The following is a 26987-nucleotide window of genomic DNA, read 5'->3' as shown; positions in this document are numbered from 1 at the left end:
CATTTCGCACCTAAAAAGGGGTGCATAACCCAATTCGCACCCAATTTAAGTTGCGTTTTGCATTTCGCACCCCATTATAGGTGCACATGAGACATGACACACACAAAGCCACAGTTCTCACCGGAGATCTGGTTAAATCCTCTGCGCTGACCAAAGCGCAAATGGATCACGCATTTCGCACGCTACAAGACACGGCCCAAGACATGGCCGTTTGGCATGAAGCCTCTCTTCAATTTTCCCGCCACCGAGGCGATGGTTGGCAAGTTATTCTCAACAAACCGCAATACGCACTACGTACAGCACTCATTTTCACAGCAAAGCTCAAATCACTCGGACCTGAGTTTAACACCTACATCGGAATAGCAACTGGCGAACTTCAACACGCCAACACACCCGACCTAAACGACCGAAACGATACAGTTTTCATCCAATCCGGCCGAGCACTCGAAACACTAAAATCGATGACAAGCTTTGCCCCCAAACTTGCTTTTTCTGAACCAGGCGCAGAGGCCGCAGCAACAGTACTCGCAGATTTCATCGCCGAAGACTGGACGCCAGCACAAGCAGAAACCATGGCACAAATGTTAGCACCAAATGCCAATCTAAGCTTCACTGATCTAGCCAAAATATTAAACAAATCCCGCCAGGTTGTAACGCGAACATTAAACGCAGCGGGCTACCAAAGCCTGTACCTAGCGCTTCACCTTCTGGAAAAACAAAATGATTGAAACCTTCGTCGCTCTCTTTGCCGCCCATGTGCTGGCCGACTATGTGTTTCAATCAACCAAAGTTGCGCAGAATAAGCATAAGTTCACCTATCTGGCCTATCACGGTCTCATCGTTTTCGCGACGGCCACCGCCCTCACCGGAACCTTCGGCGCGCCGGTTGTCATCCTGACCGCACTGCATATCGCAACCGACGCCATCAAGGCCCGCCGTCCTAACACCATCAACGCCCATCTAGGCGATCAACTGATCCACCTGGCAACCCTCGCCATCATCGCCTACGCAGCCCCAACCCTTTGGGCGACAGGCCTCTGGGCCACGGCACCCGAATGGCTGCCCCACGCTCTGCTCCTGACCTCTGGTGCCATCTTTGCCACCCGTGCTGGCGGCTTTGCGGTTGGCATCCTGATGTCGCAATACGGATCGGATTTTTCCAAAGACTCTTTGCCCGGCGGCGGCGCAATGATCGGTTTTCTGGAACGCGGCCTGATCTACGTGTTGGTTCTGGCAGGTCTGCCTATCGGCATCGGCTTTCTGGTTGCTGCAAAATCCGTCCTAAGGTTCGAGACCCCAAAAGAAGGCTCCACTGCAGAAAACCGCAAACGCTCAGAATATGTTATCATCGGAACACTTGCTTCTTTTGGATGGGCCATTTTGGTCAGCCTCGCTGTTGTTTTACTGCTATCGCAGCTAACAGACCTTGGCATTGCCCTACCAAAACCCTAAGTAAGCATCAAAGGAGAACGCGATGTTTGGTATTCCGGGCAAGCAGGCTGTGTCGATCACACCGAAAGCCGCAGCACAAATTGTCAAACTGATGGACCGCGAGGGCCATGAGGGGCTACGCATTGGCGTCAAAAAAGGCGGCTGTGCGGGTATGGAATACACCATGGAATACGTCGACGCGCGCGATCCGATGGACGAAGTTGTCGAAGAAAACGGTGCCCGCGTTATGATCGCCCCGATGGCACAGATGTTCCTTTTCGGCACAGAAATCGACTACGAAGTCTCGCTGCTCGAAGCTGGGTTCAAATTCAAGAACCCCAACGTGACCGAAGCCTGCGGTTGTGGTGAATCCATCAAATTCGAAGGCATGTGAGCGAAAACTTTAGTAAATAGCCTCAACAAGCCCAAGCTGTTACCGCCAACGGCTTGACGCACAGCACCATACCCCGCAAAAGAATTCCGAGAGATGGATTAATATTTGAGGGGGCCACATGCGCCGTAAACTTGCCGCTGGTAACTGGAAGATGAATGGCGTCACCGCCAATCTGACCGAACTTTCCGCCATGAAAGAGGCCGCTGACACAAAACAAACCGATGTTTTGATCTGCACCCCTGCTCCGCTTATCTCACGCGCCTCTGTCACAGCCGAGGGCAGCAATATCGCCATCGGCGGCCAAGACTGCCACGCAAACGCCTCTGGTGCACACACCGGCGATGTCTCCGCCGAAATGCTGGTAGATGCAGGTGCGGATTACGTCATCACTGGCCACTCTGAACGCCGCGTAGATCACGGCGAAACCGACGCCATCGTCGCCGCCAAATCCACAGCCGCCTATGACAACGACCTTGTCGCCGTCATCTGCTTGGGCGAAAGCCTTCAAGAACGCGAAAGCGGCAAAACACTGGACGTCATTGGCACACAGCTCAAAGGCTCCACTCCAGACGCAGCCACCGCTGAAAACACCGTCATCGCCTACGAACCCGTTTGGGCCATCGGCACCGGCAAAGTGCCAACACTCGACCAAATCGCCGAAGTCCACGATTTCATCCGTGCAGGTCTAACCGAACGCTTCGGCGACGAAGGCAACGGTATGCGCATCCTCTACGGCGGCTCTGTCAAACCCAGCAACGCGGCCGAAATCTTCGCAGTCTCAAACGTCGACGGCGCACTCGTTGGCGGCGCAAGCCTAAAGGCCGATGATTTCAACGCAATCATCACCGCGCTCGACGCCAGCTAAACCTATACCACATAAACAAAATAGCGCGCCTTAACGGGCGCGTTTTTACGAATACACCAGCAAAGCTCCTACTCAGGCAAGTGGCACACCGCTTCGATGTTATTGCCATCTGGGTCGAGCACAAAAGCCCCGTAATAGTTTTCATGGTAATGCACCCGCAGCCCAGGCTCACCGTTATCTCGACCACCTGCATCAATCGCTGCCTTGTAAAAAGCCCTTACCGCCTCACGATTTTTTGCCTTAAAGGCAAAGTGAACCGGCGGTGTCTGTGCGCCACCGTCATTCAGCCAAAAGCAGGGTGTCTCGATACCAAAGCCACCAACTTTTTCACCATTCGTCTGTTCAACCGGCACCATAAACAACAGCGATGCCCCTAAAGGTGCCAACGCTTTTTCGTAGAACACTTTGGACACTTCAAAATCCGAAACGCTAATTCCCGAATGATCAATCACGGTTTCACTCCAAATAGGTCAGGCACGGCGATAACAACCACGGCAAATGCACCCGCAGTCTTTAGGGGCGCGCTCTAAAACACCACATTCATCATGAACATCGACACTATCAAGAACAACACCGTCATGATGCCGCCGCTCTTTACGAAATCAATCACCTTATAGCCCGCAGGTCCCATGATCAGCGCGTTCACTTGGTGAGTTGGGATCAAGAAGCTGTTGGATGTGCTGATCGCCACCGTCAATGCAAAGATCGCCGGGTCGCCGCCCGCTGCCAAGGCAATAGAAACTGCCAAGGGCACCAGCAGCACCGTCGCGCCGACGTTGGACATCACCAGTGTGAATATCGTCGCCAATATCGCCACCCCGGTTTGCAGCGCCCACAAGGGCCAGCCATCCAGCAGCGACAAAATCTGATGCGCAATCCATTCCGCCGTTCCGGTACTTTGCACCGCCTGCCCTAATGGGATCAAACTGGCCAATAAGAACACCGTCGACCAACTGACCGCCTCATAGGCCTCGTCGATGTCCAACACTTTGGTCAAGATCATCCCAATCGCGCCCGTCAGCAAACACAGTGACAACCGCACATCGCTAAATAGGATCAACGCCAAAGCCACCAAAAAGAACAGCATCGCCCAACCCAATTTTCTGGGCCGCAGCTCTTCGCGCGGGAAATCCTGCGTCACAACCACGAAATCTCGGTTGCGGGTCATACGGGCCAAAGATTCCCAAGTGATATGAACAACCAGCGTATCCCCGGCCTTAAACGGTACCTCGGCAATAGCTGTCGGGGCATGCTCTTCGGTTTCGATATAGCTTAGCGTTTCTTCGTCCCGGTGGATCGCCAACATCGAGGCGCCATAGGTTTTACGAAACATGATTTCATGCGCCGTTTTGCCAATCAAACCAGACCCCGGAGGAATAACCAATTCCGCCACACCAGAGGTCGTCGGCGCGTAATCTTCGGCGAAAACCTCTAAATCCTTCTGCAAGGTAAAGTCTTCGTTCAATACCATCGACCGGATTTCTTTGACCGGCCCAAGCACAGCCAACCGGCAAGGTGTTTCAATCTGCGTAGTGATCAAAGGGGCAAACCACCTCTGTCCACTGACCGCCGATCCAATCACATAGACATGATACTGCTGCATCAGATCATCAAACGTCAGCTTCTGACAAGGGTGCCGCGCAGGTATCTCAATCTCAACAATATCAGTGTCTAACCCATAGATATTGCGCAGATATTCTTTCAATGATTGCGCTGATGTCCCATCGCCCTGCTTATCGCCCTTTGGCAAAACCCAACGACCAAAAACCACGAAATAGATAATTCCCGTGATCACCAAACACACACCAATTGGCGTCACAGAAAACAGCCCAAAGGGCTGCATTTTCTGACCTTCCGGCAACATGACATTTGCAGCCAGGATCAAATCATTCAACAAAATCAATGGCGAAGACCCGACCATCGTCATCGTGCCGCCCAAAATTGCACAGAACCCCATCGGCATCAAAAGCCGTGACAGGGGAATCTCTGTCCGCACAGAAATGCGGCTGACCACCGGCAGGAACAAGGCCGCAGCCCCCACGTTCTGCATAAACGATGAAATAACCCCAACCGTGCCAGAGATAATTGGAATGATCCGCCCCTCTGTCGAACCGCCCCGCCGTAAGATCACAGCAGCGACTTTGCCCATAAGGCCGGTTTTGTCCAAACCCGCGCCAATAATCATCACTGCGATGATCGAAATCACCGCATTAGATGCAAAGCCATCAAACAAATGGCTGACATCCGCAACATTCTGGGTGGCAGGAAATTGTGAAATCAAACCCAGCAAAACCATCACCAATACGGCTGCCAAATCAATTCGAACGATTTCAGAAACAAATAAGAATACAGTAAATGCCAGTAAACCAAGAACAACTGACATCTCGAGTGTCAAACTAACAGAGTCCAATGCGCGCCTCCCTTTGTAATTTTATTGCACGCAACAACCCGACCGCGCAACATAATCAACAAACTTTACCAATTGATAAAGAAAACCCGCTTTGGGCTTGCATTGATTAAGCCCCGACGAAATGGTGCCCATATGAAGACTTTGCACCAATCCCCGACCGATCCGAGTTTCGTTCAGAACCCCTATTCCTTCTATGATCAGGCACGCGCAGATGGCCCGGTTCATGTCTGGAAAGACTACGGCATGCCCGCTGCATTTTCATACGCTACGGTCTCTATGCTGCTAAAAGATCGCCGTTTGGGCCGCGAAGTCCCCCCAGAACTTGCCAAAGAACCGGCACCACACACACGTCCGTTCTATGCGGTCGAAGCGCACTCGATGCTCGAACTCGAACCGCCACGTCATACCCGCCTACGGGGCCTCGTCATGCGTGCTTTCACATCACGCCGCATTCAAACGCTTGGCCCAGACATCCACAGCCTCAGTCACGAACTTTGCAATAACATTCCCTCAGAACCATTTGATCTATTAGAAACTTTTGCAACAAAGCTACCGGTGATTATCATCGCACGCCTGCTTGGCGTGCCCGAATCCATGAGTGACGACCTACTGAAATGGTCCAACGCCATGGTCACCATGTACCAGGCCTCGCGCACCCATCAGGACGAACTCGCCGCCGCTCAGGCCTCTCAAGACTTCGCTGATTTTATCCGCAGCTATGTCGATGAAAAACGCCAGACCCCCGCGGACGACCTGCTCAGCGAATTGATCGCCGCCGAGGACGACGGTGAAAAACTGTCAACAGACGAGCTGATCTCAACCTGCATCCTGCTCCTGAATGCAGGTCACGAAGCCACGGTTCACACCATCGGAAACAGCGTCAAAACCCTACTCGAAACGGGCACCGATCTTGCCTGCCTCACGCCAGATCGCGTGCAAAACACAGTCGAGGAACTGATCCGCTTTGATCCGCCTCTGCACATGTTCACCCGCTTTGCCTATGAAGAGGTCGAAGTCGCAGGTCACACCCTGCAACCCGGTGATCAAATCGCGCTTTTGCTGGGGGCCGCCAACCGCGACCCTTCCACATGGGAAGACCCGCATGTCTTTAATCCAAACCGCCCCATCAAAACCAACACCGCCTTTGGCGCGGGCCGTCATTTCTGCATTGGCGCACCACTTGCCCGTCTAGAGTTGCAAATCGCCCTACCCATTCTGTTTGAGCGTTTTCCAAACCTGAAAATGGCAGAGCCCCCCGTTTACGCGAATAAATACCACTTTCACGGGCTAGAGCGCTTGCTGGTCACGCCATAACTCACCCCAAGGTGAACCAAACTTGATTGGCGATTAAGCCGCTTCGCCGCCATGATGCCTTCAACCCGCGATCAACGGGCGCAGCAACCACTGCGCCCCAAGGTTGCCTTTGGAAACATCATCCTCAAGAGGATCTTTATGGCTCTGGCTTCTCAATCGTTTCGCCTCTTTTTAGCGGCAGCAACCCTAACAACGCTCTCCCTAACGGCACCTACATCCGCCACAGCCCAATCTGCATCACCCCTACCCGACTACGTGATTGCAGAATTTGGTACACCGCCAGCCATCCCAACGGGCGCCCTACCAAAAGACCTATCAGACGCCATCCAAACCGCCTTGGTTGATAGCGTCACCCAAAGCACATGGGGCCGCGACCAAACTCTCGCCTTACAAACAATTGCGCAATCCAAAGACCCGCGCATCGCGTGGATCATCGCCGATCTCATGCGCTTCGTCTCGGGCTCGCAAATCAACGACGCCCTCTCTGAAGTCGCGGCCATCCTCTTGGATATCGACCCACCCAGCCGAAACCAATGGGGCGTGATCACCGATCAACTGATCGCATGGGACATCCCAGAGCCACCCAACTACCTGAAATCCAAAGGCGCCATTTTCACCAGCGTCGTCCCCGGCTGGAAAAAGATCTTTGTCAAAGGTGACATAGATTGGCGCCACGTCTCTTGGGGCGGCGTTCTGATTGATGACCGCCCTTTTGATCGCACAGACGAAGCCTGCAATTGCATCCCCGCCGCCGACAACCCCGAAGTCACCACTGCCGCCGAAGCCACATGGTTAGATGACGACGACATTGTCTTTGGCATAGAGGTCAACGGAGAATACCGTGCCTACCCCCGCCAGATCATGGAAGTCCGCGAGATGGTCAACGACACCCTTGGCGGCCGCGATCTTGGCATCCCCTATTGCACCCTTTGCGGCGCAGCTCAGGCCTATTTCACAGATCAACTCCCCAAGGGCATCAAACGCCCCATCCTGCGCACATCCGGCCTGCTGATCCGATCCAACAAAGTCATGTATGACGTGCGCACCTACTCTGTCTTTGACACCTTCTTAGGCAAGGCCGTCACCGGCAAACTGGCCCGCAAGGGCCTGCAGCTAGAACAAGCCTCGGTGATCACAACCGATTGGGGCACATGGAAAAAAGAACACCCAGAAACAACAGTCCTCGCCGAACACCTCGCCCTTGGCCGTGACTTTGATTTCCGCAATGGCCGTGACGCCGGTGGCCCGATTTTCCCAGTCGGCGACGTCGACCCACGCCTTCCCGTCCACGAAGACATCATTGGCATCACCACCGCCTCGGGCAAACCCATCGCCTTTCAGCGCAGCAAGGCCATCCTTGCCCTAAGCCGCGGCCAATCCGTCACCTTTGAAAACATCCACCTCAAGCTCGACGCAGGTGGCATCAAAGCCGTCGACGCCAATGGCAAAGACCTCGGCAGCCACCAAGCCTTCTGGTTCGCATGGTCACAGTTTCATCCAAAGACAGAACTTTGGGCGGGGTGATCAAGCTCGATCAAAGCAAACTATTTGCCACCAAGGGCAACTTTGACCGGTTTGCGAATAACCGGTCGAATAGTCACTTGCGCCCCACGTAACCGATGCTGCAATTCCGCGCAGCGGAGCCCTTTTCCATCGGCAACGCACGTACATCCCTAAATCCAGCACCTCGCAGCCAGCCTAATGCGCGCGATATACCCACTTGATGTGTCCGCCAAAGCAGTTGAACAAATGCACCAAAGGCAGAGCGTCGGGTCATTGAACAGATCAGCAACCCACCGGGTTTGAGTACCCTATAAAGCTCGTCAAAGCCGGTTTCGGGAATCGCGAGGTGCTCAACAACATGCGCCACCAAAACGACATCAAAGCAATCGTCATCATAGGGCAAATCTGTGATGTCGGCGATGGCCAAGGTTTTCTCAATATTCTTAAATTGCAGGTGTTTTGACGCCACTCGCAACATCTCCTCAGAAATGTCGACACCATCCAATTGAAAACCTCGGCCAAGCTCAGCATGAAACGCCGATGTCATAGCACCTGTCCCAATACCCGCATCCAAAACCCTCAAAGAGTGCCTGTCCAGCCGGTATCTTTGTTGACTCAAAACGCGGCAGATCAAATGGCGGTAGGCCCCTTCAAAACCAAAGCGTTCGATGGTCTTTTGCCAAGACGCAGAACGTTCATCATAGTGTTTTGCCAGCTCTCGACTTTTGAAAGGCGTGCGACCGAGTGAAAAGTGCCAACTTCTAAAAGAAAACGAAACCACTGGCACACTTGCTTGCACGCCACCTTGTTTAGGCACACACTCAGGACACACGATCATGCTCCTGAATTTGGTCTAGCATGTTCTTCGTGTCCCAGCGCAATGCAATCACAAAAATTGCAATCAACGTACAAATCACAACAGTCGCGAAAAAATAGTCATCCAAATCCGTTGGCGGCGACATCAGCATTCCTGCCAAAACCGAAGGGACCGAAACCAAATTGTACCAACGCGCAAAGATCGGACGCAAAAGCTGCGACAGCAGGCTACCCAATAAAAACAATTCGACACCGAAAGCCGCGTAAAACAACACTTCCTCAGTGACAACGTTTCCATTCACATAGCCTGTCAAAATCTCATTGGCAGCACTCGCCGTTGTCAATTCATGTACATCCCGAAACAGCACATTCAAAATTGCAAACATCCATAGCAGTGACAGTGTCTTTCCCAAACTTTTGGGGTGTTCAACGATAAACATCGCTCTCTCCATTCCATTCGCAGGAATTCTCGCTTATCGAATAGATGAATGAAATTGACGAAATTCGTCGATCTACTATACGTAAATCCATGAACTGGAATGCGATCTCTTTTGATTGGAACCACATCCGTGCGTTTCTAGCCACTGTCGAAACGGGCTCTCTGTCTGCTGCCGCACGCGTTTTAGAACAAACGCAGCCAACCATCAGCAGGCAAATTTCTTCCCTCGAAGAGACCCTTCAACTTACCTTATTTGAACGCGGTACGCGCGTCATGGAATTAACCGATGCAGGTTCCGAATTACTTGCCCATGTGCGCGGCATGGCCGAAGCCGCAACGCAAATCTCACGCGTGGCTTCAGGTCAAAGTCAGTTGATAGAGGGCATTGTTCGGATCACGTCCAGCGACGCCATGGCAGCATATGCGTTACCAAATTGCATTGTGTCGCTCAGAAAAGAATATCCCGGAATCTGCGTTGATCTGGTTCCGTCAAATGAACTAAGCGATCTCATTCGACGTGAGGCTGACATCGCCATACGACACACCCGTCCCGAACAGCCGGACCTTGTTGGTAAGCGACTGAAAGATATTGAAATATCCCTTTTTGCATCAAAGGAATACCTCAAGTCCTTGGGAGATGTTAAATCGCTTTCTGATTTCGAAGATGCCAACTTTATTGGTTACGAAAACCAAGAACGGCTTGTCCCCCAAATCAACGCAATGGGTATTCCCATAACCAAGAACAACTTTGGCATCGTTACCACAAACGGCAGCGCTATTTACGAACTTGTACGCGAAGGTGCGGGCATCGCATTTTTACCGACAAATGTCGCCGAAGGGCGCTTAGGTCTTCAACGAATTTTGCCGGATGCACCTGCATTCAAAATGGAAACCTGGCTGGTAACCCATCGCGAAATTCGAACAAGTCGCCGTATCCGTCTCACCTTTGATCACATTGCCAAAGAGTTATCCAAAGACAATTGGTCAGGTCTAGTAGCAAAACACTAACGGGAATTATGCCCTACTCAGCCACACCCAATGGCAACAGCGTTGTCGATTTAATCTCTTCCATCGACAACAACGCAGTCACGTTGTGCACGCGCACCTCTGAAATCAGCGCTTGATAGAACACATCATAAGCCCGCGCGTTCGCCACGCGGACTTTCAGGATGTAATCAATATCGCCCGCCAATCGGTGGGCCTCTTGGACTTCAGGGCGATCTTGCAGCGCTTTTAGGAAACGTGCCTGCCAATCAGCCTCATGCGCACTTGTACGGATCAAGACAAAGAAACACGCTTCAAAACCAAGGGCCTCGGCATCCAGCAAAGCCGTTGTTTGCTTGATGATTCCACCTTCGCGCAGCTTACGAATACGATTCCAAACCGGGGTCTTAGAACTGCCCACACGACGGGCAATTTCGTCCAAAGACAGCGCCGCATCCCGTTGCAGCTCATCAAGGATTTTCCGATCCATGTCGTCTATTCGCAACGCCATCCCAATTCCCTCAGCATTTTAGAACATTTCACCCTCACGACCGTCAAGGCAGAACATTTGTTTCTATTTATCGCAGCATCTAGCGCAATAGGGGAATAATTTCCTATATTGCAGTCGAAGTCAAACACCAAAGGCATGGCCCAATGAAACACTTTCCCGTCTTCTTGTCTGTTTCCGGACAGCACATCGCCCTTTCGGGTGGTGGTGAGGCGGCCGTGGCCAAGCTGCGTTTGCTGCTGAAAACAGAAGCCTCCCTGACCGTTTTCGCAGCCAACGCCGTGCCTGAGATCCACAGCTGGGCTGCACAGGGAAAGCTGACACTGATCAACCGCCCTCTTCAATCTGGCGACCTAACGAACGAAGTTCTTTTCTACGCCGCAGACGAAGACGACGCAGAAGACGCCCGCACCTCTGCAATCGCACGTGACGCTGGCGTATTGGCCAATATAGTCGACAACCTGCAAGACAGCCAGTTCATCACTCCGGCGATTGTAGACCGTGATCCAGTGACCGTCGCCATCGGCACCGAAGGCGCAGCACCCGTTTTGGCCCGCGCCATCAAAGCTGACCTCGAAGAGCGCCTGTCACCAAACCTCGGCATGCTTGCCCGCGTAGGCAAATCCTTTCGCAAAGCCGCAGAGGCTCTGCCATGGGGCCGCGCACGCCGTACCTTCTGGGCTGATTACTATTTCAAATCCGGTCCACGTGTTGAAACCAAAGGCGAAGTCGCGGCAGAACAAGCACTGGACGAACTCCTATTCTCCCACCTCGCCGCAGAGACTTCCCAAGGCCACGTTGCTTTCGTTGGCGCAGGCCCCGGCGATCCAGAGCTGCTGACCCTAAAGGCCCGCAAAGCGTTGGATACCGCAGACGTTGTTATCTATGATCGCCTCGTTGCCCCAGAAATCCTAGAGCTCGCCCGCCGCGAAGCGCAGTTGATTGACGCTGGCAAAACACCTTTCGGTCAACAAACCCCACAAGAGGTCATCAACGAGCTGATCGTCACCCACGCGCAAAAAGGCCATCAGGTCGTGCGTTTGAAATCTGGCGATCCAACCGTTTTTGGCCGTTTAGACGAAGAACTCGACGCCTGCGCCGCCGCGGGCGTGGCATCACACGTTGTGCCAGGCATCACAGCCGCATCTGCCGCTGTCGCGTCCATCGGTCAAAGCCTCACAAAACGTGGCCGCAACTCTGGCGTTCGTTTCCTGACAGGCCACGACGTTGCAGGTTTCGCCGATCACGACTGGCGCGATCTGGCCAAACCCGGCCAAGTAGCAGCCATCTATATGGGCAAAAAAGCCGCCCGCTTTATCCAAGGTCGCTTGATCATGCATGACGCAGATCCAGCAACCCCCGTCACCGTGGTGGAAAACGCATCCCGCGCCAATCAGCGCGTCATTGCCTCCACCATCGCAACCCTACCAACTGATCTGGCAGATGCAGACCTTGCTGGCCCGGCCCTTACTTTCGTTGGCCTGACCCCACGCGCTGCAACCGCCACACTTACCAAGTTTCAACAACAGGAGCTCGCCTGATATGGCCCGCGCTTTCACACCAAAAGTCATCACTGCAAACCACCTGCTCGAAGGTGATGTGATCTATATGACAGACACAGGTGAATGGACCCGTGAGCTGTGTAACGCTGTTCTTCTGACAGACGAAGCCGACGCAGACCTGCGCCTGCTCGAAGCACAACAACAAGTCGACGAAGTTGTCGGCGTGTATTTGGCGGATGCCAAAACTGACGACAACGGCAACCCAACCCCAACCCACTTCCGCGAAGAGTTCCGCCGCACCGGCCCAAGCAACTACTTCCACGGCAAACAGGCAGAGGCATAATCATGTATCAGTACAACGACTTTGACAGCGCCTTTTTGGCCGAACGCAACGTTCAATTCCGCGCACAGGTAGCACGCCGCATCGACGGCTCCCTGACAGAGGATGAATTCAAGCCATTGCGCCTGATGAACGGCCTATACCTGCAATTGCACGCCTACATGCTGCGCGTCGCGATCCCATACGGCACACTGTCTTCTGCTCAAATGGACAAACTCGCGCTGCTGGCGGAAAAATGGGACAAGGGCTACGGCCACTTCACCACGCGTCAGAACATCCAGTACAACTGGCCAAAACTGAACGACGTGCCAGATATGCTTGATGCCTTGGCAGAAGTGAACCTGCACGCGATCCAAACGTCTGGTAACACCATCCGAAACGTGACCGCTGACCACTTTGCCGGCGCTGCCGCTGACGAAGTTGCAGACCCGCGCCCAGTGGCTGAATTGATCCGTCAGTGGTCCACAGATCACCCTGAATTCCAGGCTCTGCCACGTAAGTTCAAAATCGCCGTCTCTGGCGCGATTGAAAACGACCGTGCGGTGATCAAAGCCCACGACATCGGTCTCTACATCGTGAAAAACGACGCAGGCGAAATCGGTTACCAAATCGTTGTCGGTGGCGGCCTTGGCCGGACCCCAATGATCGGTAAGACTCTGAAAGAATTCGTCAAACAAGAAGACCTGCTGTCCTACCTCGAAGCAACAGTTTCCGTTTGGAACCTGTTGGGCCGTCGTGACAACAAATACAAAGCGCGTATCAAAATCACTGTGCACGAGCACGGCATCGAAGAGATCCGCCAGCGTGTCGAAGACCGTTTCCAACTGATCCGCCCAACCTTCGGTGGCTTTGACGTTGAACTCTTGAAAGAGATCGAAACCTTCTTTGCCAACCCAACGTTCAAGTCAGCTTCCACTGACACATACACAGCTGCCTATGACGCAGACCCATTGTTCCGCAGCTGGGCTGACGCCAACTTGGCAACGCATAAGAATGCAGACTATTCCATCGTCACCATCTCGCTGAAAAAACACGGCGATACTCCGGGTGATGCCTCTGCAGATCAAATGCGCGCAATGGCAGAACTCGCGCGCCTATACGGCCACGACGAGCTGCGCATCAGCCACGAGCAAAACGTGATCCTGCCACACGTCCACAAATCTGACCTGCCAGCGATCTACGCCGCGCTTAAAGAGCACGAGTTGCACACAGCCAACATCGGCCTGATCTCTGACATCATCGCCTGCCCCGGCATGGACTATTGCGCGCTGGCAACTGCCCGCTCGATTCCAGTGGCCCAACAGATCGCGACACGTTTTGATGAACTGAAGCTAGAGCACGAAATTGGTCACCTACAGATCAAAATCTCAGGCTGCATCAACGCCTGTGGCCACCACCACGTGGGTCACATTGGTATCCTAGGCCTCGACCGGGCTGGCGTCGAAAACTACCAGATTACTCTGGGTGGCGACGCAACCAACTCTGCGGCCGTTGGCCAACGCGTTGGACCGGGCTTTGCCTATGATGAGATCGTTCCTGCCATCGAACGCACCGTTCAAGGTTACTTGGAACTACGCGAAGACGAAAACGAGACCTTCATCCAGACGTTTAACCGCGTCGGCATGGCCCCCTTCAAAGCGTTCATCTACCCAGAGGCACAGGCTAATGCCGCATGATATCGTAACAGATCAAAGTGCTGTTACGCCTTTAAACCTAGGTGGATCGGACAAACCCGATCCGCTGAAGGAAAAGGTCGCAGCCTTGAATGGGCGCTACAAGCACCACTCGGCAACCGCCGTACTGGAACGCGCACTCAAAGATCCCGACGTCGGCAAGCTGACCATGGTCAGCTCGTTCGGCGCCGAAAGCGTGGCCCTGCTTCACCTCGTTTCGATGGTGGACCGCAATGTCCCGGTAATCTTCGTTGATACAGAAATGCTCTTTGCGGAAACGCTGGAATACCAACTGGAAATCGCAGAGCGCCTGAACCTGACGAACATGCAGATCATCCGCGCCAGCGACGCGACCCTGAATGCCGAAGACCCCGATGGCACGCTTCACCAGCGTGACACCGATGCTTGCTGCGCCCTGCGCAAAACCCGTCCTCTGCAAAAAGCCCTGCGTGGCTATGACGGATGGATCACAGGCCGCAAACGCTTTCAGGCAGGCACACGTGCGCAGTTGGAGTTCTTCGAAGTCGAAGATTTCACAGGCCGCATCAAAGTGAACCCACTGGCCTATTGGGCGCCCGAAGATGTGCGCGCCTATATGGAAGAAAACCGCCTGCCCAAGCATCCGCTTGTGGCCAAAGGCTACCCGTCTATCGGCTGTGCCCCTTGCACAAGCCCGGTAAAACCGGGAGAAGACCCTCGTTCCGGCCGTTGGCGCGGACAAGAAAAAACCGAATGCGGCATCCATTTTGATAACGGTAAAATGGTGCGCAAAGGAGTGAACGCATGACTGTACTCGTCAACGATACCGGCTTTGTAGCTGATGATTGGACCAAAGGCTTTGTCGCCGAATTCGAAACCGAGGCCGCAAATGATGTGGTATCCCTCGACCTCGCGTCCGATGCCAACCCAACCGCACTGTCCAACCTGTTGGGCGGCGTCGAAATGATCCGCATCGACTTCCCAAACTCGCACGACGGCCGTGGCTTCACCATCGCCCGCCAATTGCGCCTGATGGGATTCAAAGGCCGCCTGCGCGCCAAAGGTCAAGTTTTAGCTGATCAATACGCTATGGCCCGCCGCTCTGGCTTTGACGAAGTTGAAATTCCTGACGACCTCGCCGCACGCCAGCCCGAGGATCAATGGCTCGCCCGTGCCAACTGGCAAGCCCACGACTATCAATCGCGCCTACGCGCCAAAGCCTCTTCCTAAAGGACCAGTTGCGATCTGGTCATGCCGGTCATGACCAAATTGGCCCTTTTTTACTGAATAGAAACTGTTAAATGGAGGGCGGGTAATCCCGCCCGTTGTTGATGATATGAACGAGCAAACCGCAGTGACCGAAGCCACCGCCGTCCCGGCGACCAAAAAACCCGCCCTGCCCGACGCGCAGACCGTGACCCAAGTGAAACATTGGACAGACCGTCTGTTCTCTTTCCGCGTGACACGTCCGGCGTCCTTGCGTTTCCGCTCTGGCGAATTCGTCATGATCGGCCTAATGGGTGACGTGAACGAAAAGACCGGCAAGCAGAAACCACTCCTGCGCGCCTATTCCATCGCCTCCCCATCTTGGGACGAGGAAATGGAATTCTACTCGATCAAAGTCCAAGACGGCCCGCTGACATCCAAACTGCAGCACATCAAAGTCGGCGACGAAATCATCATGCGTCCAAAGCCAGTCGGCACATTGGTGCACGACGCGCTGGTCCCGGGTAAACGCATCTGGTTCTTTGCAACTGGCACAGGCTTTGCACCATTCGCCTCCCTGCTGCGCGAGCCAGAAACATACGAAAAATTCGATGAGGTCATCATCACGCACACCTGCCGCGAAGCAGGCGAACTGACATATGGCGCCGAACTGATCGAAAGCCTGAAACACGACGAGCTTCTAAACGAAGTCATCGGCGAAGGGTTCTGGAAGAAAATCAAATACTACCCAACTACAACCCGCGAAGAGAGCCCAAAAATGGGCCGCATCACAGACCTCATGCGGTCTGGCGAAGCCTTCAAAGACTTGGGTGTAGAGCCCCTGAACCCAGACACAGACCGCGCAATGATTTGCGGCAACATGGCATTCAACCTAGAACTCAAAGACCTGTTCGAGAACACCTACAACCTAGAAGAAGGCGCGAACTCCAAGCCTGCGCACTACGTTGTTGAAAAAGCGTTCCTCGACTAAATAGCTGACATACAAACAACAAAAGCCGCTCTCATCCGAGGGCGGCTTTTTACGTTGTAGGCCAATGTGAACTCAGGCCCCGCCTGTCAAATCCTCTGCAAGCATCAGGGCATTGTTGTCAGGATCATAAAAAGTGGCGGTCTTAACCATCCCCTCAACCACATCAGTTTCCCCATCAAATTTAACGCCCGCCTGCTCTAACGCCTTACGCGCGCTATCCAGATCAAGAATGCCAAAAACCGGTACACTATTGCCTGGCACTGGCTCTGTATGCTCCCCAAGCCCAAGAGTGACTCCAGCAGTCTTAGTTTGTAATTCGGACCACCCAGCTTCGTCCGCATGATAAAGCGTTTCAAATCCCAACATATCCTCAAACCACTTGGCGCTGGCATGTCGATCTTTCACCGACATCGCTATTGTAATGGTATTTTCTAACGAAATAACGGACATAGGCTTCCCCCAAGAATAAAAATATAGTAACTATACTTTATGTACATTGCGTCATTTGTCAACATCACCTCTCGGGCTTGGGCGATCCCAATCTTATCAAGCCTGCACGAAGGCATTCCCGGACGGCAAGCACCACTGCTAAACGCAACCGGCGCAAGCCGAACTGCGTTTGCTCAAAGCATGGATCACCTCATCGAAATTGGCCTCATGGAGCGAAACCCAGGCCACGGCCATCCGCTCAGACCCGAATTCAGACTGACACAATCCGGAAAAGCGGCTGCGAAAATCGCAAATAAAGTTCACTGTGCTGTTGAAAAGAATGACCATGACTTGCTGCGTCGCTCATGGACCTTGCCTGTGTTGGTCTCGCTTCAAACACCAAACCACTTCTCAGACATCAAACGCAAACTTCTAACAATCACAGATCGCGCTTTGTCTCATTCCTTAAAATCGCTGGAAGAACGAGAATGGGTGCACCGGGTCGTAGATGAATACGACCGCCCTCCGCGCCCAATCTACAGTGCAATAAACACAGGGGGATTGATAACCGAAATTGCCGCACCCGAAATTCGGTTTGAGCGGCACTAGGCCTTACCCCCTCTTCGCGCAACGCCGTCCGAAAGCGTTTCTGTAGCGGCTCTAACGTCCCTGCTCACTAATCATTTGCAAGCTCAGGCAGATACGCGTTGGATCGGCTCGGCCGTTCCTTTACGCTGATATATGATCCACTCAGCAATTCCTGAGTTCACAATAACTCCGGCAGCAGAAGCAATCACAAAAGAAGTTTCAAAAGGCAGCCCAAAAAGCAGTTCTGCCAGCTCAATAAAAATGCGCGCTGTAGAGACGGACAAGGCAATTGCATAGGCACGCATCATAAAGTCTCTGTGGCGCGCGGTCCGACGGCTGCGGATTGCTTTAACTGCGATCCCCATAAACGCACACATTGAGAACACTAATACGAACGTCACAACTTGTGTGAGTACCCCACCAAGCGCCGGAAAGACGATAACCATCCAAAGAACACCAACGCCACTCACGATCCCAGAGATACAGAAAACTCTCCCAAGAAAACGATGAAATGCTCGGTAACGCCTGCGCAACGTATCCGAAAATTGCAAAGGCGCAACAAAGAGCATCAGGAAACCGGGAATGAGATGAACCGCAGTCGTAAGCGGGTGATCGGAATACCGAACATTCACCCAATCTTGCAGCTGGGTGTCCGAAAACAGAAATATCATTCTATCAACGGTTCCAAACAATACCGGACACGAAACAAGGTATAGCAATAAGAGCGTCAGTAACTGTCGAGGCATTCTCTTCATCAGTTTCCCAAAAGCTTAATGCGGGCTTTCGCCTACCCCTCTTCGCGCAACGCCGTCCGCAAGCGTTTCTCTAACTGTCCTAACTTTTCGGCTGACTTGATCATTTGCACGCGAAGGCTGCGCATTTCGATCATCAGGTCGGTCATATCACCAGAAATCGGTTCTGTGCCGGCCGGCTGATCCAACCCGTCACCTTCGCCCGTTAGCAACCAGCCCAAAGAAACCCCCAGAATGCCTGACAGCATCTGCAACCGATTGGCCCTTGGCTCGCTTAGGTCATTCTCCCAAGCCACCAACGTCGCCGTCTTAACACCCAGATTTTTGGCCAAGGCTTTCTGTGTCAGACCCGCACTTTCTCGCGCGCCAGCCAACCGATCCCCGAATGTTGCTTCTGCTTCGCTGAACCATCCTGCATCATCGGTCATACCGTCATCCTTTTTGTCTATTACCAAATACTTAACGGTACTGTTGCATAGCTCTTAAAGAGATACCACCAGTTGAGCGGCGGCAGGTTAGCACATGTATAGATGCGACACGCGAGGCGCAAAAAGGAATCGTACGTTTCAGCGTGCTAAGTGTACGAAACTCACATTCGTTGTTTCTTACACCTGCGTTCGCCGCCTTAACCAAAATCAACATCTAGTAGCAGTCCCCCGCGATTTGGGACAAAAAAACCGCGCTCTCGCAAGAGAACGCGGCAGATCCGAAACTAAATTCGAATTTATTTAAGCGGATTAAAGACCCAATGCAGATTTCGCCGCATCCAAAGCAGATTTCAAAAGCTCAGGATTGTCGCCTGCTTTTTCAATCGCTGCTTTCAACGCAGTTTTCTGAATCGCACCTAGCTCAGAACCGTCGATCAGCTCACCAACTTTTTCCAAGTTGAACCCTTCAGGTGTCAACAGATCCAATGCGGATACACCCTCAGAAGCCATCTCAGTTGCAGTTTCTGCCGCTGCCTCAGTTGTTGCTTCTACCGCTGTTTCAGCTGCAGTTTCAGTCGCGCCTTCAACAGCATCGGTTGCCATTTCAGTTGCACCTTCGGCTGCGTCTTTTGCCATTTCGGTCGCGCCTTCAGTCACGTCCTTGGCCATTTCTGTTGTGCCTTCAACGGCGTCAGTTGCCATTTCAGTTGCGCCTTCGGTCACGTCTTTTGCCATTTCGGCTGTACCTTCAGCGGCGTCTGTCGCCATTTCTGTCGCAGTTTCAGTAACTTCTGCAGCACCTTCTACAACGTCAGTTGCAGCTTCGGTGGTCGCTTCCATCGCGTCGCCTGCTTTTTCCATTGCGCCTTCAACGGCACCTTCGGCTTTTTCCATCGCGCCTTCTACAACGCCCTCAGCTTTTTCCATGACGCCTTCGACAGCGCCTTCAGCCTTTTCCATCACGCTGTCTGCTGCGCCTTCAACAGCTTCCATAACGCCTTCGGCTTTTTCTTCGACTTTTTCCATCGCTTCAGCTGCCTCTTCGACAACTTCTTCAGCAACTGGCGCAGGTGCAGTCACTTCGGCCGCGGCCTCAGTTTCCATGGCGTCTTCGCCACCTTTAGAACCAAACTGCATGTACGCTACGACAGCCACGGCTGCTGCAACAACGACCCAAATTAGATTTTTCATGGATCTTCTCCTACGTAATTTGTTACCCCGCAAAGGCGGGTCTGTGTTGATGGTTCACCAAATGACTGGGTATTTGTCTCACCTCAAGGGGGAAAGTCGCCTAAATTGGCTCACAACCGCCGATTAACCGCTTGAATAGGCACAATCCCGCATATAGTTTGCGTCGCACAAAGGCTCAATTATCGAAGGATCAAAACCATAGCCCGCAGACCACACAACGCGCCTCCGCAGCGCGAAACAGGCCCTCGCATCAACGATCGCATTCGTGCACCAGAAATTCGTTTGATCGGCGCAGAAGGCGAAAACCACGGAGTCGTTACTCCGGCTAAAGCGATGTCGCTGGCCGCTGAAGTAGAGCTCGACTTAGTTGAAATCTCTCCTAACGCAACGCCCCCTGTCTGTAAAATTATGGACTATGGTAAGTTCAAATACGAAACTCAGAAACGTGAATCTGAGGCGCGTAAGAAACAAACCACGATCCAGGTGAAAGAGGTGAAATTCCGCCCTAACACCGATAAACACGACTACGAAGTTAAGATGCGCAGCGTCTATAAGTTCCTAGAAAAGGGCGACAAAGTTAAAGTCACCCTGCGTTTCAGGGGCCGCGAGATGGCGCACCAAAACCTTGGTCGTGAACTTCTGATCCGCGTTTCCGAGGATACGAAGGAACACGGCAAGGTCGAAAGCATGCCCAAAATGGAAGGCCGCCAGATGATCATGATGATCGGCCCACTTCCTAAATAACTGCTTTCGCAAGTTAAGACATTCATAACCCTCGGCTGAACGCCGGGGGTTTTTCGTTTCTACCTAAGCAACGTTCTATCTAAGCAACGTCGCGGTCCCCAGCACACCAGGCCACCCAATCGCGCAGATCAAACACAAGCGAGATAAAGTTGGTCACCAGCAGCACAATCAGCATCAACTGATATGTACCGTCTGCCCCATTCTCAAGCAACGTAAGGCAAATCAGAAACACAAGCGGTGTCCAAAATATCAAATGAGGCAACGCCATTAGGCTGCTAAAGCCCCGATCACGCAGCAGAATCCCTAGATTAGGCAACAGTCCTGCGAGGGCTAGGGCTGCGATCCAGTGTGAACTCATTCCCTGCCCAAAAAAGAACAGCGGAATAATGTTCACTGGCACCAGCCAACAACTCATCCAAAGTTGAACCCAAACAGGAAGCCTTCGAAAACTTCTCCAAATTTCCTCAACCATCAAATCACCTCTAGGTAGAGTGTAATTCATTTCATTGCCTTAAGCGAGATTTTTCACCTCATTAACCCAACCGGTTGACTGAAGGCGCGCGCAATGTTATTCACCCATATGGTTGAATTAAAAGATGACATCCAACTCAACGACATACTAAAGGCCGCCAGTGATCCTACACGCCGGGCCCTGCTGACGCTGCTCGCTCAGCACGGACCATCTCGCGTGACTGCGCTGGCACAGCACTTTGATATGAGCCTCAACTCCGTTTCCAAACACATCAAAGTGTTGGAACGGGCGGGTCTTGTTCTGCGTCGCACAGAGTGGCGCGAGCATATTATCGAAGTGCAGATCGAGCCCCTACGTTTGATCGACCTTTGGTTTTCAGAGTTGCGGTCCATCTGGGCCATGCGCCTTGAAGCGCTGGATGAGATACTCACAAAGGAGACTGCCAATGACGACTGAAACCCGCTCAGACCTACGCCTGTCCACGGACCGCGTAATCGCCGCCCCTGTTGAGAAAGTGTTTAATGCTTGGCTCGACCCAGAGATGCTTGCTCGTTTTATGCGCCCCGGTCCCGATATGACGGTACCAAGCGCCAAGTCAGATGCCCGCGAAGGCGGTCAATTTGAAATTATCATGCGTGCAGGTGATCAAGATATTCAACACCAAGGCATATACAAAAAAATCGCGCGCCACAGCCAGATTGTTTTTACGTGGGAAAGCGCATTCTCACCGGCTGACAGCGAAGTCACATTAGATCTGCGCCCCGAAGGGGACGGCACCCATATCACCCTAACCCACGTCACATTCTACGACGAAGAAAAGCGCGACAACCACTTGGGCGGATGGAAAAACATCTTGGAAGCCCTTTCTGAAGCTGTCGGATAAAAAAGGAACGAGAAATGGAAACGATGACCACGGACCCATTGAATTGGACGGCTGTTATTGTCGGCACAATCGCCGCTTTCCTGTTCGGTTGGCTGTATTACAGCCCTAAAATGCTTGGAAAAACTTGGGCTTTGGGCTCTAGGATCAGCCCGGAACCGCCGGAAACGATGCCCTGGATGGCTATGATCCTGCAGCTTATAGCTTTGTTTGTATTGGCCTTAGTCGTCGGAATGACGGCGCAAACCCACGCACTGACGACAGCAATTGTTGCGATCCTTGCAGGGGCAACTTTGGTCATGGCGCAAGATGCGTTTAGTCAAAAATCAACAGCCGCCATCATGATCGACGGTGGGTTTGTCGTATTCGCGGGCGCCATCATGATTGTGTGCCAAGGCGTTTTCTAAGCTTACATTCAGCGAGCCGGCACGTCTCGGCTCGCTGAAACCGCAGCTTATTTACAAGAACATATTGAATCCCTCTGGATCGCATCGCCTATCTTGTGTAATCGGCATGCATGACCCAAAGCCTCACAATTGCCCGCCCTGACGACTGGCACCTGCACCTGCGCGACGGCGCGATGATGCAAGCTGTGCTGCCTGAAACTGCTCGACATTTTGCGCGTGGTATTATCATGCCCAACTTGGTCCCACCGGTTGTGACCGGTGACCAAGCTGCTGCATATCGAGAGCGTATTTTGGCCGCCCTGCCCGAGGGTATGCAATTTGACCCGCTGATGGTTCTGTATCTTACCGAAAACACAGATCCAGAAGATGTCGCCGCAGCCCATGCCAGCGGTTTAGTCAAAGCGGTAAAGCTTTATCCAGCCGGCGCGACCACCAACTCGGCTTCCGGCGTACAGAACTTTGACAACGTCCGCCCGGTGCTTGAGAAAATGGCAGAGATCGGTCTGCCGCTTTGTGTGCATGGCGAAGTCACAGACGCAGAGATTGATATTTTCGACCGTGAAGCGGTGTTTATTGATCGCGTTCTTGACCCAATCCGCCAAGCAACACCCGGCCTAAAGGTTGTGATGGAGCACATCACAACATCCAACGGCGTGGACTATGTCAAAGCCAACGACAAAGATCTTGGTGCCACGATCACAACCCACCACTTGATCATCAACCGCAACCACATCCTCGTGGGCGGGATCAAACCGCATTACTACTGCTTGCCTGTCGCCAAACGCGAAGAGCACCGCCTTGCACTGCGTGCAGCGGCGACATCTGGCGATGCGCGGTACTTCTTGGGTACAGACTCTGCCCCGCATACCGACCCGCTGAAAGAAAACAGCTGCGGCTGTGCGGGTTGCTTTACCGCGACCAACACGATGTCTCTGCTGGCGCATGTGTTCGAAGAAGAAAACGCGCTGCAAAACCTCGAAGGCTTCGCATCAAAGAACGGACCAGCGTTTTACGGCTTGCCCGTTAACAGCGATACGCTGACACTTACTAAATCTAGTACAGCGACCCAGTTCCCAGAAAAAATCGAATCCCAAGACGGCCCCGTAACCGTTTTTGATCCCGGTTTTCCGGTTTTTTGGACCGCAACCTAACCCCTTCATCTTTCTATAAATACTCCCGCCGGAGGCTCCCTCCGCTGCTGCCAACGACACCGCCAAAGGATAAACGCCATGATCCCAACCAGCTACCCAAGCCGCGAAGAAATCGCCCGCCTGACAGCGCGCATGCTTTTGGAAATCAAGGCCGTTAACTTCAACACGCTAGAGCCCTATATCTTGGCATCAGGCCTTCCGAGCCCAAGCTACATTGATTGCCGCAAGTTGATCTCATATCCACGTATTCGCAGCACATTGATGGATTTCCTAACAGTCACCACAATGCGCAACGCGGGTTTTGAGGCGTTTGACAACATTGCGGGTGGCGAAACCGCAGGCATTCCTTTTGCAGCACTTGTCGCCGAACGTATGGCGCTGCCAATGACATACGTGCGCAAAAAGCCAAAAGGCTATGGCCGTAATGCACGTATCGAAGGCGCGATGAGCGAAGGCGAACGTGTATTGCTGGTTGAAGACCTAACAACAGACGGTGGCTCAAAACTGTCGTTCGTGGACGCAATCCGTGAAACCGGAGCGACCTGTGGCCATACCGCTGTGATTTTCTACTACGACATCTTCCCAGAAACGAAAAAGACGCTGGGCGACCACGGTGTTGAACTGCATTACCTTTGCACATGGTGGGATGTCTTGGCTGAAGCCCGTGCGCAAAATGCCTTTGATGAGGCGACGTTAAGCGAAGTAGAGACATTCTTGAAAGACCCACGCGCTTGGCAAGAAGCCAACAAACGCGACTAACCCTGTGGACAGCCTGTGAATAAAACCGCCCGGATATGTGATTCGGGCGGGGTCTCGCATTACACATTTGGCGATTAGCGCCGTTTGTGCCACTATATCTAGGCGCCGCGTAAAAACGCTCTACCAGAGTCGATTTTTGTCCACAGGGTTATCCAAGGGTTATCAACCAACCTTTCCCGATATTCCCACGGCCAAAAATTCGCTAGAACCTGTTCTGGTGGGGGCACGCGGATAAAAACAAGACCCGCGAATGTACCGGGGGAGCAGTATGAACGAGCTTACAACAATAAATCCGGGTGCCCTCGAGGCCCAGGCAGCAGAACAAGACGGCGATATCATGCCGCATTCCATCGAGGCTGAACAACAGCTTCTGGGTGCGATCCTGACCAACAACGACATCTTTGACCGTGTTGCGTCGGTCATCAACTCTTCGCATTTTTACGATCCGGTTCACGCCCGCATCTACGAAGTCGCGGCCGCGCGGATTGCTAAAAACAACCTAGCCTCGCCCGTTACACTGAAAGCTTTCTTAGAAGATGACGATGGCCTGAAGGAACTTGGTGGCCCTGCCTATCTGGCACGTCTCGCCGGCGCGGCTATTTCTGCCTATGCGGCAAAAGACTATGCGCAGATGATCTACGACATGGCGATCCGCCGTGAATTGATCGGGCTTGGTCAAACCATCGCTGACCGTGCCACAAAGATGGACGTCACCGAAGAACCGCGCGAGCAAATCGTTCAAGCGGAACAAGCGCTTTATAAGCTTTCCGAGCAAGGCAAGACCGACAGCGGATTTGTTTCCTTCCTTAAGGCTGTGACCGAAGCGGTTCAAACGGCGAACGCAGCGTATCAGAGGGATGGTGGCTTGGCCGGTGTTTCGACTGGGCTAGTTGATTTGGATTCGAAACTTGGCGGTTTGCACCCTTCTGACCTTTTGATCCTAGCGGGTCGTCCGTCGATGGGGAAAACCTCGTTGGCAACAAACATCGCGTTTAACGTGGCCAAAGCCTATAAAAAAGGCATCCGTCCAGATGGCACAGAAGGTGCCGTCGAAGGCGGCATTGTTGGGTTCTATTCTTTGGAAATGAGCTCCGAACAGCTGGCAGCGCGTATTTTGTCTGAAGCGTCGGAAGTACCATCGCAGCAAATTCGTCGCGGCGATATGACCGAACAAGAATTCCGCCGCTTTGTTGACGCCGCCAAAGCTTTAGAGGCCTGCCCGCTTTATATTGATGACACGCCTGCCCTGCCGATAGCACAGCTTGCGGCACGTGCGCGACGCCTTAAGCGGACGCATGGTCTGGATGTCTTGATCATCGACTACTTGCAGCTTTGCCGTGGTACCGCCGAAAACCGTGTCCAAGAGATTGGCGAAATCTCAATGGGTATGAAGGCAATCGCGAAAGAGCTGAACATCCCAGTGATCGCGCTCTCCCAGCTGTCGCGTACGGTCGAAAGTCGCGATGATAAACGCCCACAACTGTCAGACCTTCGTGAATCCGGTTCCATCGAGCAGGATGCCGATGTGGTAATGTTCGTATTCCGAGAAGAATATTACAAAGAACGGGAAAAACCCGGCGAACATGACCTAGAGCGCATGGCCGCATGGCAAGAAGAGATGGAACGTTTACACGCGCGCGCCGAAGTTATTATTGGTAAGCAGCGTCACGGGCCAATTGGGACTGTGGACCTATCGTTCGAAGCTCAATTCACGCGCTTTGGCAACCTTGTGAAGCCTTGGCAGCAAGATCAAGGTTACGAATGACGGACCGCCCTCGGTTAATTCTGCACATTGGCTCGCAAAAGACGGGCACGACAACGTTGCAGGGTTTTCTGAAAACGCAAACAGAGCCTCTTGCCGAGGCTGGTCTGCATTATGTGCAGGCTGGTCGAACGAATATAGCGCATAACTCGGTCATCCCATCGATCCGCAAAGGTCATGGCGAGGCAGTCGGCGAAGACATTTTAGCTGAACTTTCGCAAAACAGAGACAAGACATGCTTCATTTCGTCAGAGATGTTTTTCCGACCTGACATCGCACGTTTTTTTGCCAAACACCTGCCAGCAGCCTTGCGGATCAAAAGCAAAGTGATCGTATATCTGCGCCGCCAGGACAAATACGCAGAGGCCATGTACAAGCAGCGCGTTAAGAATGGACGTTATCAAGGTACCCCAGAAGAATACGCAGCCGGTTTGACCCATTTAGACTATGGGCAAATCCTATCTCATTTTGGGGCAACTTTCGGTTCGCGGAACTTAATTGTGCGACCTTTTGAACGGGCCCTTTTCCCAGGCGGTGATGTGCTGCAAGACTTTGCGCAACACTCAGGTATTCCAGCGGATTTAGCGGCAAATTACAGCTACCCAAGCGCCAATGGGACACTGTCAAAGGAAGTGTCAGAACAACTGGGTGCACTAAAGCGACGTAATCCTGAAATTAACACGCGCGAAGTCATCCGCCATATTCTGCGCAACAGGCCCGAGGGGGCTATTCGTACGTCTGATTGCCTAGATTTAGAAACACGTCGCCGTATCATGCAAGCAAATGCCTCCAGAAACGAAGAGCTACGCGCTACTTACTGCCCAGAGCTACCTGCCCTTTTTGACCTGTCTGATCTATCGGCAGATGATGCCTATCCGATCCCAGATAAGGAAGACGTATCATTGCGATCGCAACTAGCGACAGCCGCAATTGAGGCCGCTGTTGCGGATTTAGAGACATAGACGCCCCTTTTGGCGTGATGTTACGCCCTACCAAATCCGTGCGCTCACATAGCTTTTCGCACAGAGCAAAGTGTGGCGATAACCGCACCTCTTTTCAAACATGACAA

The 26987-nt window shown here is 52.9% G+C and carries 32 protein-coding genes; 22 read left to right on the top strand and 10 right to left on the bottom strand.

Annotation, left to right across the window (positions count from 1 at the left end):
- The first annotated feature begins 86 nt into the window (after nucleotides 1-86).
- From Q4544_RS10580 to tpiA, 4 genes are all read left to right on the top strand, one after another.
- Nucleotides 87-728, top strand: a complete 642-nt coding sequence (locus Q4544_RS10580; RefSeq protein WP_303506068.1) for a hypothetical protein — start codon at nucleotides 87-89, stop codon at nucleotides 726-728.
- The gene (locus Q4544_RS10575; RefSeq protein WP_303506066.1) at nucleotides 721-1452 is read left to right on the top strand and encodes a DUF3307 domain-containing protein; all 732 of its coding nucleotides are present in this window, start codon (nucleotides 721-723) and stop codon (nucleotides 1450-1452) included. The genes Q4544_RS10580 and Q4544_RS10575 overlap by 8 nt, the downstream gene beginning before the upstream one ends.
- 22 nt (nucleotides 1453-1474) lie before the next feature.
- Nucleotides 1475-1825, top strand: a complete 351-nt coding sequence (locus tag Q4544_RS10570) for an iron-sulfur cluster assembly accessory protein (RefSeq protein ID WP_303506064.1) — start codon at nucleotides 1475-1477, stop codon at nucleotides 1823-1825.
- A gap of 118 nt (nucleotides 1826-1943) precedes the next feature.
- The gene (tpiA, locus tag Q4544_RS10565; RefSeq protein ID WP_303506061.1) at nucleotides 1944-2690 is read left to right on the top strand and encodes a triose-phosphate isomerase; all 747 of its coding nucleotides are present in this window, start codon (nucleotides 1944-1946) and stop codon (nucleotides 2688-2690) included.
- Nucleotides 2691-2758: 68 nt separating this feature from the next.
- Here the strand turns inward: tpiA and Q4544_RS10560 are convergent, their stop codons facing one another.
- Together Q4544_RS10560 and Q4544_RS10555 are read right to left on the bottom strand one after the other, a co-directional pair.
- On the bottom strand, nucleotides 2759-3142 hold the full coding sequence (locus tag Q4544_RS10560) for a VOC family protein (protein WP_303506060.1): 384 nt from the start codon (nucleotides 3140-3142) through the stop codon (nucleotides 2759-2761).
- Between the two features lie 74 nt (nucleotides 3143-3216).
- The gene (locus tag Q4544_RS10555; protein WP_303506058.1) at nucleotides 3217-5100 is read right to left on the bottom strand and encodes an SLC13 family permease; all 1884 of its coding nucleotides are present in this window, start codon (nucleotides 5098-5100) and stop codon (nucleotides 3217-3219) included.
- Nucleotides 5101-5232: 132 nt separating this feature from the next.
- On the opposite strand from Q4544_RS10555, the gene Q4544_RS10550 reads away from it, so the two are divergent.
- Together Q4544_RS10550 and Q4544_RS10545 are read left to right on the top strand one after the other, a co-directional pair.
- A complete protein-coding gene (locus Q4544_RS10550) occupies nucleotides 5233-6414 on the top strand; it encodes a cytochrome P450 (RefSeq protein WP_303506056.1) in 1182 nt (393 codons plus the stop codon).
- 138 nt (nucleotides 6415-6552) lie between these two features.
- Nucleotides 6553-7938, top strand: coding sequence for a DUF3179 domain-containing (seleno)protein (locus Q4544_RS10545; RefSeq protein WP_303506054.1), 1386 nt, complete (start codon nucleotides 6553-6555; stop codon nucleotides 7936-7938).
- Nucleotides 7939-8011: 73 nt separating this feature from the next.
- On the opposite strand, the gene Q4544_RS10540 is transcribed toward Q4544_RS10545, so the two are convergent.
- Together Q4544_RS10540 and Q4544_RS10535 are read right to left on the bottom strand one after the other, a co-directional pair.
- Nucleotides 8012-8755 (bottom strand): class I SAM-dependent methyltransferase, encoded by a 744-nt coding sequence (locus Q4544_RS10540; protein ID WP_303506053.1) that lies wholly within the window; start codon nucleotides 8753-8755, stop codon nucleotides 8012-8014.
- Nucleotides 8739-9173, bottom strand: a complete 435-nt coding sequence (locus tag Q4544_RS10535; protein WP_303506051.1) for a DUF6326 family protein — start codon at nucleotides 9171-9173, stop codon at nucleotides 8739-8741. The genes Q4544_RS10540 and Q4544_RS10535 overlap by 17 nt, the downstream gene beginning before the upstream one ends.
- 44 nt (nucleotides 9174-9217) lie before the next feature.
- On the opposite strand from Q4544_RS10535, the gene Q4544_RS10530 reads away from it, so the two are divergent.
- Nucleotides 9218-10180, top strand: coding sequence for a LysR family transcriptional regulator (locus Q4544_RS10530; protein ID WP_303506050.1), 963 nt, complete (start codon nucleotides 9218-9220; stop codon nucleotides 10178-10180).
- Between the two features lie 13 nt (nucleotides 10181-10193).
- Here Q4544_RS10530 and Q4544_RS10525 read toward each other — a convergent pair whose 3' ends face one another.
- Nucleotides 10194-10667, bottom strand: coding sequence for an Lrp/AsnC family transcriptional regulator (locus Q4544_RS10525; protein ID WP_303506049.1), 474 nt, complete (start codon nucleotides 10665-10667; stop codon nucleotides 10194-10196).
- A 143-nt stretch (nucleotides 10668-10810) separates the two neighbouring features.
- On the opposite strand from Q4544_RS10525, the gene cysG reads away from it, so the two are divergent.
- From cysG to Q4544_RS10495, 6 genes are all read left to right on the top strand, one after another.
- Complete coding sequence (cysG, locus tag Q4544_RS10520) at nucleotides 10811-12205, top strand: siroheme synthase CysG (RefSeq protein ID WP_303506047.1); 1395 nt, start codon at nucleotides 10811-10813, stop codon at nucleotides 12203-12205.
- Nucleotide 12206: 1 nt separating this feature from the next.
- The gene (locus Q4544_RS10515) at nucleotides 12207-12509 is read left to right on the top strand and encodes a DUF2849 domain-containing protein (RefSeq protein ID WP_303506045.1); all 303 of its coding nucleotides are present in this window, start codon (nucleotides 12207-12209) and stop codon (nucleotides 12507-12509) included.
- A gap of 2 nt (nucleotides 12510-12511) precedes the next feature.
- Nucleotides 12512-14182, top strand: a complete 1671-nt coding sequence (locus tag Q4544_RS10510; protein ID WP_303506043.1) for a nitrite/sulfite reductase — start codon at nucleotides 12512-12514, stop codon at nucleotides 14180-14182.
- Nucleotides 14172-14966 (top strand): phosphoadenylyl-sulfate reductase, encoded by a 795-nt coding sequence (locus Q4544_RS10505; RefSeq protein ID WP_303506041.1) that lies wholly within the window; start codon nucleotides 14172-14174, stop codon nucleotides 14964-14966. The genes Q4544_RS10510 and Q4544_RS10505 overlap by 11 nt, the downstream gene beginning before the upstream one ends.
- Complete coding sequence (locus tag Q4544_RS10500; RefSeq protein ID WP_303506039.1) at nucleotides 14963-15388, top strand: DUF934 domain-containing protein; 426 nt, start codon at nucleotides 14963-14965, stop codon at nucleotides 15386-15388. The genes Q4544_RS10505 and Q4544_RS10500 overlap by 4 nt, the downstream gene beginning before the upstream one ends.
- Nucleotides 15389-15494: 106 nt before the next feature.
- Complete coding sequence (locus tag Q4544_RS10495; protein WP_303506038.1) at nucleotides 15495-16355, top strand: ferredoxin--NADP reductase; 861 nt, start codon at nucleotides 15495-15497, stop codon at nucleotides 16353-16355.
- Between the two features lie 72 nt (nucleotides 16356-16427).
- On the opposite strand, the gene Q4544_RS10490 is transcribed toward Q4544_RS10495, so the two are convergent.
- A complete protein-coding gene (locus Q4544_RS10490) occupies nucleotides 16428-16805 on the bottom strand; it encodes a VOC family protein (protein ID WP_303506036.1) in 378 nt (125 codons plus the stop codon).
- 39 nt (nucleotides 16806-16844) lie between these two features.
- Here Q4544_RS10490 and Q4544_RS10485 point away from each other — a divergent pair, with 39 nt between their 5' ends.
- Nucleotides 16845-17393: a helix-turn-helix domain-containing protein gene (locus Q4544_RS10485; RefSeq protein ID WP_303506034.1), complete on the top strand. Its 549-nt coding sequence runs from the start codon at nucleotides 16845-16847 to the stop codon at nucleotides 17391-17393.
- An 83-nt stretch (nucleotides 17394-17476) separates the two neighbouring features.
- Here Q4544_RS10485 and Q4544_RS10480 read toward each other — a convergent pair whose 3' ends face one another.
- The 3 genes from Q4544_RS10480 to Q4544_RS10470 form a co-directional block, all read right to left on the bottom strand.
- On the bottom strand, nucleotides 17477-18043 hold the full coding sequence (locus tag Q4544_RS10480) for a DUF2306 domain-containing protein (RefSeq protein WP_303506033.1): 567 nt from the start codon (nucleotides 18041-18043) through the stop codon (nucleotides 17477-17479).
- A gap of 116 nt (nucleotides 18044-18159) precedes the next feature.
- On the bottom strand, nucleotides 18160-18552 hold the full coding sequence (locus tag Q4544_RS10475; protein WP_303506031.1) for a helix-turn-helix domain-containing protein: 393 nt from the start codon (nucleotides 18550-18552) through the stop codon (nucleotides 18160-18162).
- Nucleotides 18553-18861: 309 nt separating this feature from the next.
- Complete coding sequence (locus tag Q4544_RS10470; RefSeq protein ID WP_303506029.1) at nucleotides 18862-19743, bottom strand: translation initiation factor 3; 882 nt, start codon at nucleotides 19741-19743, stop codon at nucleotides 18862-18864.
- 198 nt (nucleotides 19744-19941) lie between these two features.
- On the opposite strand from Q4544_RS10470, the gene infC reads away from it, so the two are divergent.
- On the top strand, nucleotides 19942-20487 hold the full coding sequence (infC, locus tag Q4544_RS10465; RefSeq protein WP_303506247.1) for a translation initiation factor IF-3: 546 nt from the start codon (nucleotides 19942-19944) through the stop codon (nucleotides 20485-20487).
- Nucleotides 20488-20566: 79 nt separating this feature from the next.
- On the opposite strand, the gene Q4544_RS10460 is transcribed toward infC, so the two are convergent.
- Nucleotides 20567-20845 carry a hypothetical protein gene (locus tag Q4544_RS10460; protein WP_303506027.1) on the bottom strand — a complete coding sequence of 93 codons (279 nt, stop codon included), beginning with the start codon at nucleotides 20843-20845 and terminating at the stop codon, nucleotides 20567-20569.
- Between the two features lie 207 nt (nucleotides 20846-21052).
- Between Q4544_RS10460 and Q4544_RS10455 the strand changes: the two genes are divergently transcribed.
- The 7 genes from Q4544_RS10455 (at nucleotide 21053) to Q4544_RS10425 (ending at nucleotide 26880) form a co-directional block, all read left to right on the top strand.
- Nucleotides 21053-21415: a helix-turn-helix transcriptional regulator gene (locus Q4544_RS10455; RefSeq protein WP_303506025.1), complete on the top strand. Its 363-nt coding sequence runs from the start codon at nucleotides 21053-21055 to the stop codon at nucleotides 21413-21415.
- Complete coding sequence (locus Q4544_RS10450) at nucleotides 21405-21842, top strand: SRPBCC domain-containing protein (RefSeq protein ID WP_303506023.1); 438 nt, start codon at nucleotides 21405-21407, stop codon at nucleotides 21840-21842. Before Q4544_RS10455 ends, Q4544_RS10450 begins: the two co-directional genes overlap by 11 nt.
- A gap of 14 nt (nucleotides 21843-21856) precedes the next feature.
- Complete coding sequence (locus tag Q4544_RS10445) at nucleotides 21857-22246, top strand: DUF1761 domain-containing protein (protein ID WP_303506021.1); 390 nt, start codon at nucleotides 21857-21859, stop codon at nucleotides 22244-22246.
- A 110-nt stretch (nucleotides 22247-22356) separates the two neighbouring features.
- Nucleotides 22357-23397: a dihydroorotase gene (pyrC, locus tag Q4544_RS10440; RefSeq protein ID WP_303506019.1), complete on the top strand. Its 1041-nt coding sequence runs from the start codon at nucleotides 22357-22359 to the stop codon at nucleotides 23395-23397.
- Nucleotides 23398-23475: 78 nt separating this feature from the next.
- Complete coding sequence (locus Q4544_RS10435; protein WP_303506018.1) at nucleotides 23476-24156, top strand: orotate phosphoribosyltransferase; 681 nt, start codon at nucleotides 23476-23478, stop codon at nucleotides 24154-24156.
- 268 nt (nucleotides 24157-24424) lie between these two features.
- On the top strand, nucleotides 24425-25921 hold the full coding sequence (locus Q4544_RS10430) for a replicative DNA helicase (protein WP_303506017.1): 1497 nt from the start codon (nucleotides 24425-24427) through the stop codon (nucleotides 25919-25921).
- On the top strand, nucleotides 25918-26880 hold the full coding sequence (locus Q4544_RS10425) for a hypothetical protein (RefSeq protein WP_303506015.1): 963 nt from the start codon (nucleotides 25918-25920) through the stop codon (nucleotides 26878-26880). Before Q4544_RS10430 ends, Q4544_RS10425 begins: the two co-directional genes overlap by 4 nt.
- Nucleotides 26881-26987: the final 107 nt, after the last annotated feature.

It is taken from the genome of Cognatishimia sp. 1_MG-2023, assembly GCF_030548175.1.
Lineage (GTDB): Bacteria > Pseudomonadota > Alphaproteobacteria > Rhodobacterales > Rhodobacteraceae > Cognatishimia.
This window is presented reverse-complemented; position numbering and strand designations above follow the sequence as displayed.